Annotated in this window: 14 protein-coding genes; 4 read left to right on the top strand and 10 right to left on the bottom strand. The window is 33.9% G+C overall.

The window, feature by feature from the left end; genetic code table 11:
• Nucleotides 1–124: 124 nt before the first annotated feature.
• Nucleotides 125–1,099, bottom strand: coding sequence for a sensor histidine kinase (locus tag MHH85_RS07460; protein WP_340706504.1), 975 nt, complete (start codon nucleotides 1,097–1,099; stop codon nucleotides 125–127).
• Nucleotides 1,096–1,788, bottom strand: a complete 693-nt coding sequence (locus tag MHH85_RS07455) for a response regulator transcription factor (RefSeq protein ID WP_340706503.1) — start codon at nucleotides 1,786–1,788, stop codon at nucleotides 1,096–1,098. Before MHH85_RS07455 ends, MHH85_RS07460 begins: the two co-directional genes overlap by 4 nt.
• Before the next feature lie 346 nt (nucleotides 1,789–2,134).
• Here MHH85_RS07455 and MHH85_RS07450 point away from each other — a divergent pair, with 346 nt between their 5' ends.
• Together MHH85_RS07450 and MHH85_RS07445 are read left to right on the top strand one after the other, a co-directional pair.
• Nucleotides 2,135–5,161 (top strand): efflux RND transporter permease subunit, encoded by a 3,027-nt coding sequence (locus MHH85_RS07450; protein WP_340706502.1) that lies wholly within the window; start codon nucleotides 2,135–2,137, stop codon nucleotides 5,159–5,161.
• A gap of 282 nt (nucleotides 5,162–5,443) precedes the next feature.
• Entirely contained in the window at nucleotides 5,444–5,725 is a 282-nt protein-coding gene (locus tag MHH85_RS07445) for a hypothetical protein (RefSeq protein WP_340706501.1), read from the top strand.
• Nucleotides 5,726–5,865: 140 nt separating this feature from the next.
• Here MHH85_RS07445 and MHH85_RS07440 read toward each other — a convergent pair whose 3' ends face one another.
• Nucleotides 5,866–6,732, bottom strand: a complete 867-nt coding sequence (locus MHH85_RS07440; RefSeq protein WP_340706500.1) for a GNAT family N-acetyltransferase — start codon at nucleotides 6,730–6,732, stop codon at nucleotides 5,866–5,868.
• 600 nt (nucleotides 6,733–7,332) lie between these two features.
• Between MHH85_RS07440 and MHH85_RS07435 the strand changes: the two genes are divergently transcribed.
• Nucleotides 7,333–7,638 carry a hypothetical protein gene (locus MHH85_RS07435; protein WP_193739962.1) on the top strand — a complete coding sequence of 102 codons (306 nt, stop codon included), beginning with the start codon at nucleotides 7,333–7,335 and terminating at the stop codon, nucleotides 7,636–7,638.
• 134 nt (nucleotides 7,639–7,772) lie between these two features.
• Here MHH85_RS07435 and MHH85_RS07430 read toward each other — a convergent pair whose 3' ends face one another.
• From MHH85_RS07430 to MHH85_RS07400, 7 genes are all read right to left on the bottom strand, one after another.
• The gene (locus MHH85_RS07430; RefSeq protein ID WP_340706499.1) at nucleotides 7,773–9,632 is read right to left on the bottom strand and encodes an ABC transporter ATP-binding protein; all 1,860 of its coding nucleotides are present in this window, start codon (nucleotides 9,630–9,632) and stop codon (nucleotides 7,773–7,775) included.
• Nucleotides 9,629–11,353, bottom strand: coding sequence for an ABC transporter ATP-binding protein (locus MHH85_RS07425; RefSeq protein ID WP_340706498.1), 1,725 nt, complete (start codon nucleotides 11,351–11,353; stop codon nucleotides 9,629–9,631). Before MHH85_RS07425 ends, MHH85_RS07430 begins: the two co-directional genes overlap by 4 nt.
• A gap of 5 nt (nucleotides 11,354–11,358) precedes the next feature.
• On the bottom strand, nucleotides 11,359–11,829 hold the full coding sequence (locus tag MHH85_RS07420) for a MarR family winged helix-turn-helix transcriptional regulator (protein ID WP_193739965.1): 471 nt from the start codon (nucleotides 11,827–11,829) through the stop codon (nucleotides 11,359–11,361).
• Between the two features lie 209 nt (nucleotides 11,830–12,038).
• On the bottom strand, nucleotides 12,039–13,211 hold the full coding sequence (locus MHH85_RS07415; RefSeq protein WP_340706497.1) for an MDR family MFS transporter: 1,173 nt from the start codon (nucleotides 13,209–13,211) through the stop codon (nucleotides 12,039–12,041).
• Between the two features lie 216 nt (nucleotides 13,212–13,427).
• On the bottom strand, nucleotides 13,428–14,306 hold the full coding sequence (locus tag MHH85_RS07410; RefSeq protein ID WP_403979894.1) for a TRM11 family SAM-dependent methyltransferase: 879 nt from the start codon (nucleotides 14,304–14,306) through the stop codon (nucleotides 13,428–13,430).
• Nucleotides 14,307–14,383: 77 nt separating this feature from the next.
• Nucleotides 14,384–14,965, bottom strand: a complete 582-nt coding sequence (locus MHH85_RS07405; RefSeq protein WP_340706495.1) for a branched-chain amino acid aminotransferase — start codon at nucleotides 14,963–14,965, stop codon at nucleotides 14,384–14,386.
• A 389-nt stretch (nucleotides 14,966–15,354) separates the two neighbouring features.
• Nucleotides 15,355–15,687 (bottom strand): DUF3139 domain-containing protein, encoded by a 333-nt coding sequence (locus MHH85_RS07400; RefSeq protein ID WP_038182491.1) that lies wholly within the window; start codon nucleotides 15,685–15,687, stop codon nucleotides 15,355–15,357.
• 443 nt (nucleotides 15,688–16,130) lie between these two features.
• Here MHH85_RS07400 and MHH85_RS07395 point away from each other — a divergent pair, with 443 nt between their 5' ends.
• Complete coding sequence (locus MHH85_RS07395) at nucleotides 16,131–16,487, top strand: hypothetical protein (protein ID WP_038182494.1); 357 nt, start codon at nucleotides 16,131–16,133, stop codon at nucleotides 16,485–16,487.
• Nucleotides 16,488–16,766: the final 279 nt, after the last annotated feature.

The raw sequence follows: 16,766 nt of genomic DNA, 5'->3' as shown, positions 1-16,766 counted from the left end.
TCATTACTTTTTTATGTTTGACGTCTTTTGACTAACCTAATCATAAGCTTTGATTGGTAGGCTCACAATTTCCTATCATTGCAGTATCATTACGTTTTTGTCATAAATAAAAGCCATGACATCATCATGGCTTAAAGTAAATAGAGAAAATTGTTTTCTCATTAACGGTAGATTCAATTTTGTATTCGTGATTTAGCATATCAAGGATTTTTTTCACAATATAGAGACCCATTCCTGTTGATTCACCATTCCTTCGACCATTCTCACCGGTGAAGAATAAGTCAAATACTCGGTTCAAGTCACTTTGTTCGATTCCCATTCCTTTGTTCATAATTTTTAGGATGGCTGTTTCTTCTTCCATATCCACTGTGATATGAACTCGCTCACCTTCATCACTATATTTTATTGCATTATTAATGACTTGAAATAAGATGATTTTCATCCATTTTTCATCAGTATAGACAATTACTTTTTCATTAACTGATACATTTGGAAAGACGGATTTCGAAATAAAAAAATCCTTTAAATCATTCGTGACTTCTAATATCACATCTCTTAACGACGTTTTTTCGATTTTAAGATCTGCCGAAAAATCTTCAGTGCGAAGATAGGTCAAAATTTGTGATAGATCATAATTGATTTTGTTAACTTCTCGTTTTACTTTACTGAAATTTGGATCTCCCTCATTCATTTGAGTTAACATGCTAATCACCGAAACAGGTGTCTTTATTTGATGGACCCAATTATTGATCATTACTTGGTACTCTTTCTGTCTTTTTGTTAAACGATTCATTTCATAATGATGTAGTCGTAAATAGCTATACATAAGCTCACTATATGCTTCTTCCATTGCACAGTGAGGTTTAGGAATAATCGTATCCTCTAGCTTTTCAGGCTTGGTAGATAATTGGTTATAGAGGTTTTTATGACTAAAGTACTGATAAAGAAGAAATAAGAATAATAGAACTAAACTTAAAAAGATGAAATATCCCTTCTTATTATTTATCTCTCCTAACCAGTCATATATAAGAAACAAACCGATGAATGTTAATCCATACAAAATAATAATTGGCAGTTGGTCTTTTATAAAAAGTTTCATCTTGTCCCCTCAATTAAGCGATATCCTACACCCCGAACCGCCTCAATCTCAGTTTTAGACCCTACATCCTGTAGCTTTTTACGAAGCCTTGCTATATTCACATTCAATGTATTTTCTTCTACAAAGCTCTCGTCATACCATAGCTTAGCAAGTAATACATCCCGGCTTAATACTTTCGGTGTATTTTCTAGTAACATGCTAGCAAGCATTAATTCCTTTTTTGTTAACGTAATTTGCTTATTATTGTTTTCAAGAATCATACTTTCAAGATATAGTTTCAAATCCCCTTTGACGATAGTACGTTCCGTTTGATTTGAAGCATAGTCACCATATATTCTTCTTATTTGACCATTTACTTTTGCTATTACAACATCAAGAGAGAACGGCTTCGTAATATAGTCGTCTGCCCCGTTTTCAATGCCAAAGACTTGTTCAAAATCACCATTGCGTGCGGAGATAATGATAATAGGACAAGTTGAGAATTGCCTAATCTTTCTGCACCAATAAAATCCATCGTATTTTGGCAAGTTGATATCTAGAAGAACAAGATGCGGTTTTATCCTTTCAACTTCTCCCGATACATCTTCAAAGTCCGTACAGATTGTACATTGATAATTATAATTTTCTAGATGTTCCGCTAATAGTGTTGCAAGCGATTGATCGTCTTCTACTAATAATATTCGGTACAAATTTTCACCTTCTATAGTTCTCTTTATTGGATAGTTTATATATTATTTGTTCGATCGTACTAAAATAAGCAAAATTCCCTAATGTATATCTTTAAGTATAACCTTAGCAATTTGAAATATAAAATCTCCTTCAAATTACGAATCATTGAATCTGCAATCAGTCCCTCTGATGAATAAAAATCGGTCTCAAGACGTAGAAAAACCACCACCCCTGGTCTATTATCCTTAAAATTCCAAAGACTTACAATTACATACAGGAGGAAAATCACAAAAAAAGTGAGAAATCTTAATGTTGAGTTTGAGCAATGCATAAAATGGATGAGCATGAGAAAGGAGATTTTATTAAATGTCTGTGTTTACTAAATGGTCCTTTAAAAATAAGGCGGCCATAACATTAGTTACAATCCTTGTATTACTTTTAGGATGTGTTAGCTATTTCAAATTACCAATGGAGTTTTTACCACCAGCTGATCAACCGCAAATAACGATTATTGCATTGGGGCAAGGAATCGATTCTAATTCGATGGAGGAACAGGTCACAACGCCAATTGAAACCGCAGTGAGTTCTGTCAAAGGAAAGAAAGATTATTTCTCCACAACAGGTGATGGATTTACACAAATCGATATATTATTTGAATCAAAAACCAATATGAAAGATGCCAAACAAGAAGTGCAAGAAGCTCTTGCTACGGTGACATTACCTAAGAATGTGCAGAAACCTTCAATCATTCAGCTTAATACATCCATGATCCCAATCGCAGATGTTTCCATTACATTTAAGGATGGATTGACAAAAAGAAATAGCGAATTTGCTAAGAAAAAAATCATTCCAATGTATAAAGATATAAAAGGTGTCGCAGATGTGCAAGCATTTGGTACAGAGAGTTCATATGTTTCTATAAAAATAAATAATACGCTATTAGCAGAAAAACAATTATCACTTGAGAATATAATGGCAGTACTTCAAGATCAAAATCTTTCTGCTTCAGTCGGAGAAAAAACAATTGACGACAAAGCTAGTAACATCAAAATCATTGGAAAATTGAATTCGTTGAAAGACATTAAACAACTACCCATTGCTCCAGATGTTAAACTGGCTGATGTCTCTAAAGTAAGTATTAAAAAGCCAAATACTACTCTAACTCGTGTAAACGGTAAAGATGCATTGATTCTTATTATGACGAAAGAAAGTAATGCAAACGCAGTAAGTACGGGGAAAGAAATTGCAGAAGTATCTAAGAAAATGAACAAACAATATCCTAACGTCCAGAGTGATGTGATTATGTCGACAGCAGATATGATCGAAGGTTCCGTAAATACGATGATGAAAGAAGTATTATTAGGCGCACTTTTCGCGACCATAGTAATTGTTCTATTTTTAAGAAACCTACGTTCAACATTTATTACGATTGTTTCCATACCCCTTTCTCTAGCTTTTACCCTGTTTTTGCTATGGATGTCAGGCGTGTCATTAAACATTTTGACATTGGGTGGAGTAGCCGTAGCTGTTGGTAGGCTTGTAGATGATAGTATCGTCGTTATTGAGAATATTTTCAGGAAAATGCAAAAGGAAAAATTCTCAGTTAGTCTTGTTACTGAAGCGACAAAAGAAGTAGGAACAGCCATCTTAGCTTCTACACTAACAACTGTTGCCGTATTTTTACCTATTGGATTAGTTAGCGGCAGTTTACAAGACTTTTTAATGCCATTTGCCTTAACAATCACGTATTCTTTACTCGCTTCATTAATTGTTGCAGTGACCGTTGTACCATTGATGAGTTCTTCCTTGTTAAAAAATAGCAAACTTGCTGTGCATAAGCCTGCAGTACGTTTTTCTCGCTTATTAACATGGACACTAAATCATAAATGGGTTGTATATCTACTCTCTTTATTATTATTTGCTGGTTCAATTGGGACTTATTTTGCAATGCCTAAAGGAGAGATTGATAAATCGACAGCTGATTTCATTCAAGCAACTTTAGAGTATCCAAATGATACACCACTTGAAAAAGTAAAAGAAAATACACTTCGCCTTGAAGATTACATTCACTCTCAAGACGAAGTAGAATATGAATATACACAGCTTGGTAATACCGAAGATGCTGCAAGATTAGGAGGAGTTAATTCACCAACGCTCGCAACATTCATGATTATGTTAAAGGATAGTAAAGATACAGAAAAAATGCTTGATAGGATAGAAAAACAAAAGCACGAGTATGTCGGTGCAGAACTAACTATAGATACAGCTTCCTTTATGTCAGGATCATCTTCACCAGTTACGATTGATGTTATGGGTGATGATTTAACTCAAATTGAAAAAACTGCAACCAATGTAAAAGAAAAGATTGAAGGTATAAAAGGAATAGAAAAAGTTACAACCAATCAGGATGCAAAAAAGATGGTCTATTCTTTTAAAGTGAATGCTGCAGAAGGAAGTGCAACGCAAATTTCTCAACAATTAGGTGTCTTCTTAAATCGAACACCTATAGGATCGGCAACGATTGGTTCACAGCCAATTACAATTATGTTAGAGCCTCTCCTGAATCCAAAAACGAAAGATGAATTAAACAAGATGTTAGTCGCTACACCTACAGGAATGGAGCCTTTATCTAAAGTAGCTAAGCTAAAACAAGAAGAGAAGCCAACAAACATAATCCATAAAGATGGCAATTCATATGTACGTATTACCGCTAATGTTGATCCTGAGCAGCTATCAAAGGTCAATGAAGAGATAACTAAAACTATCTTTGGTAAAAAAGATGTAAAAGGAATGAAAATTCCTTCTGGAGTAAACGTATATATTGGCGGTGCTAGTGCTCAACAAGCAGACGATTTCTCTGATTTATTTATCACAATGCTTGTATCAATCGGAATCGTGTTCTTAATAATGGTTGTAACCTTTAAGACATTCCGTGCACCAATTGCAATATTATGTTCACTTCCATTAGCAGCAATTGGCGCGATTCTCGGCCTATTGATAAGTGGAATTACGGTAGATGTTACGGCATTACTTGGTGCCTTAATGTTAATTGGCATTGTAGTTACGAATGCAATTGTCTTGCTAGATCGCGTCAAACAAAATGAAAAAACAATGATCATCCGTGATGCACTTGTAGAAGCAGCAGCTACTAGAATGCGTCCAATCTTAATGACTGCTATGGCGACAGTCTGTGCTATGATTCCATTATTATTTAAAAAAGCAGAATCAACTAGCTTAGTATCCAGTAGTCTTGCAATCGTCGTCATTGGCGGCTTAACAATGGCCACATTACTGACACTTGTGGTAATTCCAGTTATTTATGAAACTCTTCACTTCCGAAAAGCAAAAAGTCAACAAAGAGAACAAGCTAGCGAAACTAATGAATCTGTATAAATAACAAACAAGCCCTTCAATCTGTTGATTGAAGGGCTTTAATTGTGATACATCAAGTTCTAATAGTTGGCTCAATTTAATTATATTTTTTACATTTCTTAGATACACTTGTTTGGCATACTGATAAACGAGGGATTCTTAGATTTAAGGTAAAAATTTGCTTAGACCCAATAAACGAACACTGTGATTCTAGTAAGATAAATGATAGCACAAAAGGTTTTTTGGGAATATTTGTAGAATACCAATATATAATTAAAGAAAAACACCATAGTTTAGGAGGGGTTGCAAATATTAATGGGAATCTTAATATTCAGTCCAATATATGTAATATTTATTTGGCAATTCTTTAAACCTAAGGAAGCATTATTGAATGGAAGAGCATTTTTATTTTTGGGATTTACATATACTATTGAAAAACAGAAACGCAAGAACTTTAAAGAGGGAGTAGATGTTACCAAGAAAGAAATTACACAGACAAAAGCTAGTTCTGTTCTAGGTATTATTCTTTTAACCATAATATTAATTATTGCATACTTAGTAGCAGAGTATAAGTCTGGATATTAATGCAATTATTTACTCCATGAATAGAAAGAAGGCGTATTCGACTAAAAATAGCCAATACGCTACTTAATTAATAAAAACCAATATTATAGTTAAATAGAGCTCAAAAATTAAAATCACCAGTCGCTATATTGATTATTGAGTTAGAAAGTTTTTGTCATAAATACTTGTGAAACAGGCGTCTCCTCAAATCCCTTTTTCGTTAATAAAGAAATCACTTGTCCATTTCCTTTTAAGAAGTTATAAGTAGTACGATTTATAGGCTTATCGTATTCCAAAGCATACGCAAGTAATGCATTTAGTACAACATCATCACCATTTTCAGATACTTGAAATAATGTAATACTTTCCGTTTCATTTCCAAACACATATTTTTTCCGAATAAGACATGCAGCTTGTACATCTTCATCCTTTGTAATCATCACAACTTCTCCACCTATTTTAGGAGTGTTACTAGGATCTGTTTGCCAAGGTACAATAGCTGGAAATAAACCTGAACCTATTGCATGCACAGCAGGAATTCTTTGAATTTCATAGCCTTCTAAGTTTGGTAATTGATTATCTAATGCCCCATTTGCTGATAAAAAGAGCAAATCGTCAACTACTTTGTAACCACACTTCTCATATAATGATATGGCTGGCCTATTTTCAGAAAGTGCTTCTAATGTAGCTATAGAAACTTCATTATCCAATAAGACTTTCTCCGCCTCTTTCATCAAAGAAAAGCCCAACTTCTTCCCGCGATATTCGGGAACAATACCAGTTCCACCATTCCATGATACCTTTTGACCATCCACTTCTCTAATTCCTTGAAGTACAAATCCGACAGGCTCAATCCCATCATACGCAACGATGGAGAGTGATGGAGATAAACCTTCATTTCCAAACTTACTAATGAATGTTTCAAAAGATAAATTCATCGGTAATAAATATCCTTCAAATCCTCTATTAAATAATTCATGTGCTTCTTGAAAACTTACTGACGACAATAATTTATAAGAAATGTTCATTGCTTACCTCCGCCTTTCATAATAGTCTAACTTCAACAATTGGATTATGTAACCACGTCTTACTTGTTTTCTCCTTGAATAGCCTACCAAGGAGACTTTATCATGAAAATGAAAGCATAATAATCCTATTCTATTATTTTAACAAATATATTTATACTTCCCAATGAAATTGATTATTCACCCATACTAATTATATGTTCACATACGCTCATTAAGAAAAAACATCTTATATTTGTATATTATTTATCTCTTTTTCAATATCAAAAGGCTATTTTATATCTATGTAGAAGTAGTTATTGTGCTCTACTACAAATTAGAAAACATTTCGATACGATTGATATTTTATATGTCATTAATCAAGTAAATTTTACTTTATTTCCATAAAAATCTCTTAGTTGTATTTAATAAAATGATATCATTAATTTATTGAATTCATTTGCAACTCATTTGTTTTATTCTATTTATTAATTATTAGACTGATTTCTTGATATTATCCACCTCAAAAAAGTTTTTACATTTTTACCAAATAAAAGGAGGTTTTTGTGATCTTCTATAGAATTAGTTTAATAGTGTTAAAAAATATTTTAGGAGGTAATTTATATGAAGAAATTTTTAGGCTTATTGAGCGTGGCAAGTTTAGGGTTGTTTTTATCTTTTGGAATTCCAACGCATTCCTCTGCAAATTCAAGCTCATCTGATGCAATAGCAGCAGCATCATATTCTCAATACGTATCGGTTAATAGATACTTTAATGGGAATGTTGTTCCTCCATCAACAATTGCTTATAACAGTGGTGGTTATAGTGGGACTCTACAAAGACAAGCATATCAATTTGATGGAACACGCACAATCGCAACTTATTCTGGTACCGTCTATTGCTCTGGTTCATGTCCAATACCTAATTGATATTAATTAATTCAATTATCTTAATACACTAAAGAAAACCACTCTTCAAAATCAAAATATCTTTTTGACTAAAAATAAATAAGATGCAATATAAAAGCCTTGATTCCAAATTAGAATCAAGGCTTTTACATTTTTTACATCGCTTCTTTATTTGAAAATTGACTGTTATAAAGGTCAGCATAGAAACCTTCTTCTTCTAACAGTTCTTGATGTGTTCCTTGTTCGATTACTTTACCTTGATCCATCACTAGGATCAAGTCAGCGTCTCTGATAGTAGAAAGACGATGTGCAATTACAAAGCTAGTTCGCCCTTCCATTAAACGATTCATCGCTTGTTGAATCAGTAATTCTGTACGCGTATCAACACTTGAGGTTGCTTCATCCAAAATCATAATCGGAGGATCTGCAAGTACTGCTCTAGCAATAGTTAAAAGCTGCTTTTGTCCTTGTGAAATGTTTGATGCTTCTTCATTTAGAACTGTGTTATACCCATCTGGAAGTGTACGAATGAAGTGATCTGCTCGAGCTGTTTTCGCAGCTGAGAATATTTCTTCATCTGTCGCATTTTCTTTCCCAAAAGCTAAGTTCTCTTTAATTGTCCCATTAAAGAGCCATGTATCCTGAAGCACCATACCAAATGTTTTGCGAAGGTTTTCGCGAGACATGTTGCGCGTATCAATACCATCAATTTTGATTTTCCCATCATTTAACTCATAGAATCTCATTAATAGATTGATCAATGTCGTTTTACCAGCTCCAGTTGGACCTACAATGGCCACTGTTTGACCTGGCTGTACTTCAATATTCATATCCTCTATTAATAGTTCCTTGCCATATCCAAAACTAACATGCTCGAAAGTAACAGCTCCTTTTGCTTTTGTTAAACTAGATGATGTCACTTCTTTTACTTCCTCTTCTTCATCTAGTAGTTCAAAAACACGTTCAGCTGCGGCGATTGTTGATTGGATAATGTTTGCAATGTTCGCTGTTTGTGCAATAGGCTGTGTAAACTGGCGAGTGTACGTAATAAATGCTTGTATATCACCAATTGAAATCGCACGTTGCGTTACTAAAATACCACCTACAACACTAATGATAACGTAACTTAAATTCCCGATGAATGACATTAAAGGCATAATCATTCCCGAGATAAATTGTGCTTTTCGACCTGCTTGATATAATTTTTCATTTACTTCATCGAACTCTGCGACCGCTTTTTTCTCATGACCAAATACTTTAACGACTTGATGGCCAGTATACATTTCTTCAATATGACCATTTAACTGGCCAAGAGTTTTTTGTTGCTCTGCAAAATGTTTTTGAGATCTTTTCAAAATTGGTTTAATGACGAAAATTGAAAGTGGCAAACTTACAATTGATATTAATGTCAGCAATGGACTGATTGTTAACATCATGATAATAATCCCAATTATCGTTACAATTGAAGTGATAAACTGCGTTACACTTTGCTGTAGCGTGCTACCAATCGTATCAATGTCATTTGTTACCCTACTCAAAGTTTCTCCATTTGCACGTCCATCATAGTATTTCAATGGAAGTTTCTCTAGCTTTTCATTGATCTCTGTTCTTAAATCATAAACAGTTTTTTGAGCGACGCTAGACATAATATACTGTTGTATATACGAAAACAAACTACTAATTACATAAAGTCCCGCAAGTAACAGTAACAACTGTCCAATAGCATGGAAGTCGATTTCTGCTCCTGGTACTCCTTTGAATTTGCTATATGCCCCTTCAAATAATTCAGTGATTGCATTCCCCATTATCTTCGGCCCTACAACCATGAAAACAGTACTCATAATTGCTGCTAAAAATACGACGATTAGTCGATTACGATGTGGTTTTAAAAAGCTAAGTAAACGTCTAAACGTACCTTTAAAATTCTTAGCCTTTTGCCCTGCCATCATCATATGACCACCGCCATGCCCCATTGGACCGCCGCCTTGAGGTTGCGTTTTTTTATGCTTACTCATGCGATTTCCTCCTCTGAGAGCTGTGATTTAACAATTTCACGATAAACTTCATTTTCTTCAAGTAATTCTTTATGTGTACCTATCCCAGCTATTTCGCCTTTATCTAAAACGATGATTCGATCAGCATTAACTACGGTACTAACGCGCTGAGCAACGAGTAGCATTGTTGCATTCTTAGTTTCTTCTTTTAATGCAGCTCGTAGACTTGCATCTGTTTTGTAATCAAGTGCTGAAAAGCTATCATCGAATATATAAATATCCGGTTTTCTGACTAACGCTCTTGCTATTGAAAGTCGTTGTTTTTGACCACCCGATACATTTGAACCGCCTTGAGAAATTTCAGATTCATAACCATTTTCCATTTTACTTATAAAGTCTTCTGCTTGGGCTATGCGCGCCGCATGTTCAATCTCTTCTTGCGTGGCATCTTCTTTACCAAAGCGAATATTTTCAGCAATCGTACCTGTAAAGAGAAGTGCTTTTTGCGGTACATAACCAATCTTAGAACGTACCTCATCGATTGATGTCTCTTTTAGATCTACACCATTTACTCGAATCGTTCCACTAGTAACATCATAAAAACGTGGAATTAGATTCACGAGTGTTGATTTCCCAGCACCGGTTCCCCCAATGATTGCAGTAATTTCACCTGACTTAGCACGGAAACTAATATTAGATAACACAGGTTCTTCTGCTCCTGGGTAAGTAAAAGTGACGTTATCAAATTCAAGTGTTCCTCGCTCTTGGTCTGCTGCTTTGGCTCCTTCATTAAGTATAGTTGGTTTCTTATCTAATACTTCATTAATACGTTTAGCGGACACTGCAGCTCTCGGAATCATAACAAACATCATTGATGCCATAACAAGGGCGAACATGATTTGCATGACGTATTGAATAAATGCCATCAAGTCCCCGATCTGCATACCACCATTATCTATACGAATTCCACCAAACCAAATGATAGCAACAACTGTTAAATTCATTACTAGCATCATAACAGGCATTAAAAATGCCATTACTTTATTGACTTTGATAGAAACATCCATTAAATCTTTATTTGCCTTTTGCAAACGAACCTTTTCTTGCTTTTCACGATTAAAAGCACGGATAACGCGTATACCTGTTAAATTTTCTCGTAAAACTAAATTCAAACGATCTAAACGTGTTTGCACTAATTTAAATAGCGGTATTCCTTTTGTCATAATGAGAATAACTGCTCCCATTAGTACAGGGATTGTTGCTACGATAATAAGCGATAATTTTGCATCCTTCGATAAAGCCATTATTAATCCACCAACAAACATAATCGGTGCACTTACAACCATTCTTAGTAACATGATCACTACTTGCTGTACTTGAGTTATATCATTTGTTGTTCGTGTAATCAGTGATGCTGTTCCAACTTCATCAAAATCTTGCAGTGAAAATTCTTCAACATGATTAAACACTTTTCGTCGGACATCACGACCAAAACCCATTGCAGCTTTTGATGAGTAATAGCTTGCAACAATCGATGCACCCACTCCAAGTGCAGCCACTAAAAGCATTAATCCACCGATTTTCAAAATATAATTCTTATCACCTACTACTACTCCCTTATCAATAATATCTGACATTAGAGTAGGTAGATACAAATCAGCCATGGATTGAACGAATACAAGTCCAACCACCGCTAGAACAATCCACTTATAAACTGTTAGGTTTTTGAGTAGTTTAAGCACTTAAATCATTCTCCTCTTTCTATAGCCTCTTCTAGTAACGTGATTATTTGGCGCTGTGATGTTAGAAGATCATCGTATTGTTTTTCACTAAGTGAATTAGTCGCTGACTCAAAAGCTTGGAGTATACTACTCTCTTGGCTTTGTATCTTGTTATAAAGCAATTGCCCTTTATCACTAAGGGTCAACAGCATTTCACGTCTATTATCTTCTACAGGATTTCTCTGAATCAATTCAGCCTGCACAAGTCCCTCAACAGCTTGACTTAATGTACTTTTCGGAAAAAACGTTGCTTTCCCTAACTGTTTTTGAGTCATCTCTTCAAATGGTGCGAGCGTTATTAATAGAGCATATTGAGGAATCGTAAGATCATTTTCTAATGCGGTTCTTTGCACTATTCTCCTAATACAATGGTTCACATGCCAAAATGAATGTAATAACTTTTCAGACCTTATACCAGCGTCTTTTTCAAGACTCAAAATCCCCCACTCCTTTCATTCCAAACAGTTCCATTACGAACAGTTCTATAATAGCACAATTAAATTTACCTTTTTATTGAAGAACAATCAAGAGAAAAGCGTTGTCTTTGGCAAACTAATTTCATTATTAAACCGGCAAAAGAAACCCCCGTTAGAAGACCTTATTATACTGTCCTTTAACCGGGGTATTTTACATATTCAAGTTAACTTTAATGTTTCAAATTCATCGCCGTCTTATAAAATGCTGCACTAGATAGTACAATCAAAGCTACCATAAAAAAGAGTTGATCTTGAAAATGCACTAGCAACCATCCACCTATAACTGGTCCAATGAAACTTCCTAAGTTCTTGAATTGGGCTGCCCCTAAAAAGCTTGCTTTTTGTGTTTCGGGGGCAATTTCATCAATTAGGACATTCATTGTTGGGAAAACAAAGATCTCACCAATAGTAAACAGTACCATCCCAATAACAAATATGAGACTACTATTTGCAACGCCAAATAAAGCTAAACCCGCTACAAAGAATCCAATACCCAATAAAAGTGTGAATTTCGTTGAATAACGCTCAGAATAGATACTAATCGGTAACTGCAATATTAAAACAACTGCAGCATTAAGTGCTATTAATAATGAGTAAAGTTTTACTCCCTCTTCAACAGTCAATTCGACCAATTGAGGTAATGTGGAATCGAACTGAGAATATCCAAAGTTAATCAATATCGCACCTGCAACAAACAGCTGCATTTTTCGATTCGATAAGATAATGCGAAACATATGATGTATTTGAATTTGTGTTGCTAGTTTTTGCTGTTTCATTTCATATCGATTCAATACAAGCATCAAAAAGATTCCATATACGCAGTACATAGCGCCTGTAAACAAAAAAGGTACACTTGGACTTGACAGGCTGGCAATATAGACTCCAACAACAGGACCTATAACAGCAGCTATATTAATTGCTGTATAGCGTAATGAAAAGAGACGTTTTCTTTTTTCTTGTGGTGTAAAATCAATCATTAATGCTTGTGTAGCCGGCTCAAAAAATGAACGACATAAACCATTAATAGCATTTAAGACTATGAACATAGCAACTATATTTGTCGTAGCGAATCCTATAAACACCGTACTCCATACAAAAACAGTGATTAACAGAATTCGTTTTCTACCAAATCGGTCAGTCAGATAACCACCGATAAAGCCCCCTATAGTAGATAGTAATGGGGCAATTCCTATCGTTATACCGATAAGTAAAGGCCCTACCCCTAAATCTTTATGTAGATAAAGCGCCAAAAAGGGCATTGCCATAAAACTTGCGATACGTGTAAATACTGTACCGCCTAAAATGATCCATACTAATGGATGAAAATGTTGGAAGAATCTCAATTATAAGCACTTCACTTTCAAATAATTAAATTTACAATTTTAACAAATATAACACCGCCCATATATATATGAACAGATTTATATTTTCACTACTTTAATTATTTTGATAAATTGATGTACATGAGGCAAAGAAGTTGTAGTTTTTATCATTAAATAGAAAGCCCCTTATGCTAGAAGAACAAAATGTTCCTTATAGCATAAGGGGCCTATATTATATTATTTACAAACCAATACTTGTCTAGAAAAAGTTCCTTTTCTTGCTTCACAGCGATCAATAATTTCAAAACCAGCTTCTTCAACCATATGGTCCATTGTATCAATCGTTACTATTACAACTTTTTTGGTGAATCGGCGAGCCTGCTTCACTATATCAAGCTGTTCTTCAACAGTAATATGTGTGAATAAATTGTACGGCATATCAATGATTGCAACATCATAATTGTCTTCAATCTCTGAAATTGGTCCAGTAGTTACATTGCCTTCTAGACCGAAATGGGCAATATTCTTTCTTGAGCCTAGCACTACACGTCGATTAATATCTCGTCCTACGATATCAATTCCCATCGATAATGCTTCAACTAAAACTGTCCCAATACCGCAACAAGGATCGATTGCACGAACACCGTTAGGATGCGGAACTGCGATATTTGCAACGGCTCTTGCAACACGTGTATTTAGGGCTGTTGAGTACATATGCGGTTTTTGCTGGTGGTGAAGCCAAATAGGTTCACTGACTTCTAATTTACCAAAATACCATTTGTTATCTATCATAACGACACCAAATACAGTTTCAGGTTGCTCTAGATCAGGTTCACCTTTAATACGTAAACCAATATTACGTTCGATTTCTCGTCGTTTTGAGTGGCCTACCTTTTTCATAGAACCAAGCTCAGAGTCATTCAAACAAACAACTTTAAATGTTGCATGATTTAAATCAAGTTGTTCAACTAAGTCGGCTATTTGTTCGAAGCTCTCACCTTCATATATTACTTCAAGGCGCTCTTTCATAAATGGACTTCTACTCGGATCTATTTCTATCGTACTTTTCAACACATTTGAAAGGACGTCGAATCCAAAAAATGAACGCATCTCCATACGACACAAATCATACTCATCTCGATGTCCTGAATATGTGTAAATAAATTCTCTGTTACTCAATCATTTCCCATCCTTCACTGTGCTTCCTCAATCTCTTCAACTAATTTGAAGAAGAAGCGATAAATCATATTATAGATTTCTTCAAATGATTTTGCTTCACTAAAACCCTCTAGATAGTCTAATGGCACATTTACATCCCACAAACCATCTTCAGCAGAAAACATGACACTGTATTTCGCATTATCTCCTTGCAAATGTGTATTCAAATAAGTTTTTATAGCTTCGCCGAATTTCTTTTGTAATTTCAAACCAAATAAGGCTGTGTACGTTTCGAAAACATCATCGAATTCTAGCGCTACAGCGTCCATACGGATTAACTCAAAATTACTAGATTCTACATAAACAAATTCATTTGCTTGTTCTTTCAAATACGAAATTGGTTTCTGCAAGAAAGCAGGAGTTTCAGCAGAAATCAATTCTTCCGTCTCTTTATTACAGCGTTCAAGAGCATCTATGTGAAATGCTTTTTCAGCAACAGATACACCACTAGTAAGTAATTGATGTTTTTCTGCGTATTCCTTTTCAATATCAAACAATTCAATTTTGTTTTCACTTATATGATTTTCAATATAATTTTCAATTTGTTGTTTTAACAAGTTAAGTCAGCTCCTTTACTTGAAAGGAATTGAATTGGATTCCTCTCATACCCTAGTATAGCCTAAATTGTACTGTTAAGCCTTTAATTTATATGTATTCAGTATTATCATGACATAAGTTTTTTGATTTGAGATGAATTATTAGATTCAACATTTGTAATGGTGGATTAATATAATTGGTTCTCAGGATACCGATCACTTTGAACTATTGCCTAGTTTTACTTTCAACAAAAGAATAAATCAGATTCCATTTCTCTATAATTATTACTGAGTTACTCTTATCTTAACCCTCCGTATTCCTTTTACTTATCTACATCCAATCATTAATATGAGAAGTACTCTTTTATAAATTTTGGCTATGTTTAATTTTATTGTTGATTTCCTTGAAATTAATAGGGTTCATAATGTTTGAGGTCAGATGATTTTAAATTAACTTCATTATTTAAAGAACGATACTCAAACTGCTTAATGTCATTATGTGCAAAATACGAGTATATAATAGATGGTTCATCTTTAAAAATAACAGTAGTGTAAAAAGGAGGTAGTTTCTTCCCCCACACACCTTTAATTTCTTTAATCTCTTCTTTGTTATAGCCTTTCTCCGCTACAAGATATTCCATTACTCGATTTTTATAAATCATTTTATTCACTTCGACATAAATTGTTGTAATAGAAATCAATAGTAACAAAAGAAATATTAATATTTTGATTGATTTTCTCATAATATCTAGCTACCTCCATCCTAATATGTATATTTAATATAATGTCGAGATGATTTAAACGGAGTTTCTATTTTTTTTCCATCGCAACATTAAAATAAGGTTTAATTAATAACAAAATTCGAGATAAAAGCTCGTTGATGATTTACAAAACTAGCAAACAGTTTTTTTGGCTATTTCAAGTTACAATAATGATAAGTATTTCCATAATATGAAGGAGGTCTTTGTTCTTGGATGATTCAAAAAAATAAATGGGTATTTCAAAAGCAAAAACAATCTTTTATTTACTTTTCGGAGCTTCAATTGGTGCTATTATTGGAATAATTGCTTATAATAACAATTGGTTAGGATAATAGTATTAACTAGTTAGGTTATTTGGGATAGTAAACAACAAAAATCATACCAATTTCGTGTGATTTAAAATTTTTAAGGTGGGCTATATTAAATTGAAAAATAAAAAAAACGATAAAAAGCATCATTATTTTAAATTAAATGCAGATGATATTTTAGAAATAGTTTGTCACCACTTAGCAGATCAAGAAGAGTTAGGTACTTATAATTCTAAATTAACGTTTATTGATGAAGGAAATGATGAATTACGAATTGTTGCTGCATTTGGTGAGTTAGAAGATGAAAGCATTACTGAATTAGACTTATTTAAATTAGATAAAGAAATCGATTATAATGGAGATCATGCGAATATTCCAGAAGGATGTAATTTAGATCCAACTAATCCAGAAACAAGAGAGAAAGTAAAAAGGTTACTAGATAAAATTAAAAATGGAGAAAAAATAATTCATTGAATTAAATCTGCACCTCAATTGTTAGACTTAAGTCTACAATTGGAGGTGCTTTTCTATTGTAGCTGTAAACGAAGGCTTTCAATACATTTATATTTTGATATAATTATATTTATGATAAATTTGGAAATCGAGGTGATTTTTTGAGTACAATAATTATGTATAGTCCTATTCTATTATTAATATTGAGCTATTATTTTAAAATTTCATTTATAGAACACCTTCATGAAGGAAACATACGAGAAGCTAGACAAGCAAAAATATTAACGATTACCTGCTTCA

It is taken from the genome of Viridibacillus sp. FSL E2-0187 (assembly GCF_038006425.1).
In the GTDB taxonomy this organism is placed as follows: Bacteria; Bacillota; Bacilli; order Bacillales_A; family Planococcaceae; genus Viridibacillus; species Viridibacillus arvi.
This window is presented reverse-complemented; position numbering and strand designations above follow the sequence as displayed.

Excerpts from the sequence above, each read along its gene's own strand:
- MHH85_RS07460 (WP_340706504.1), bottom strand. The coding sequence starts at position 1,099 with ATGAAACTTTTTATAAAAGACCAACTGCCAATTATTATTTTGTATGGA.
- MHH85_RS07450 (WP_340706502.1), top strand. The coding sequence starts at position 2,135 with ATGTCTGTGTTTACTAAATGGTCCTTTAAAAATAAGGCGGCCATAACA.
- MHH85_RS07440 (WP_340706500.1), bottom strand. The coding sequence starts at position 6,732 with ATGAACATTTCTTATAAATTATTGTCGTCAGTAAGTTTTCAAGAAGCA.
- MHH85_RS07435 (WP_193739962.1), top strand. The coding sequence starts at position 7,333 with ATGAAGAAATTTTTAGGCTTATTGAGCGTGGCAAGTTTAGGGTTGTTT.
- MHH85_RS07430 (WP_340706499.1), bottom strand. The coding sequence starts at position 9,632 with ATGAGTAAGCATAAAAAAACGCAACCTCAAGGCGGCGGTCCAATGGGG.
- MHH85_RS07410 (WP_403979894.1), bottom strand. The coding sequence starts at position 14,306 with ATGGAGATGCGTTCATTTTTTGGATTCGACGTCCTTTCAAATGTGTTG.
- MHH85_RS07400 (WP_038182491.1), bottom strand. The coding sequence starts at position 15,687 with ATGAGAAAATCAATCAAAATATTAATATTTCTTTTGTTACTATTGATT.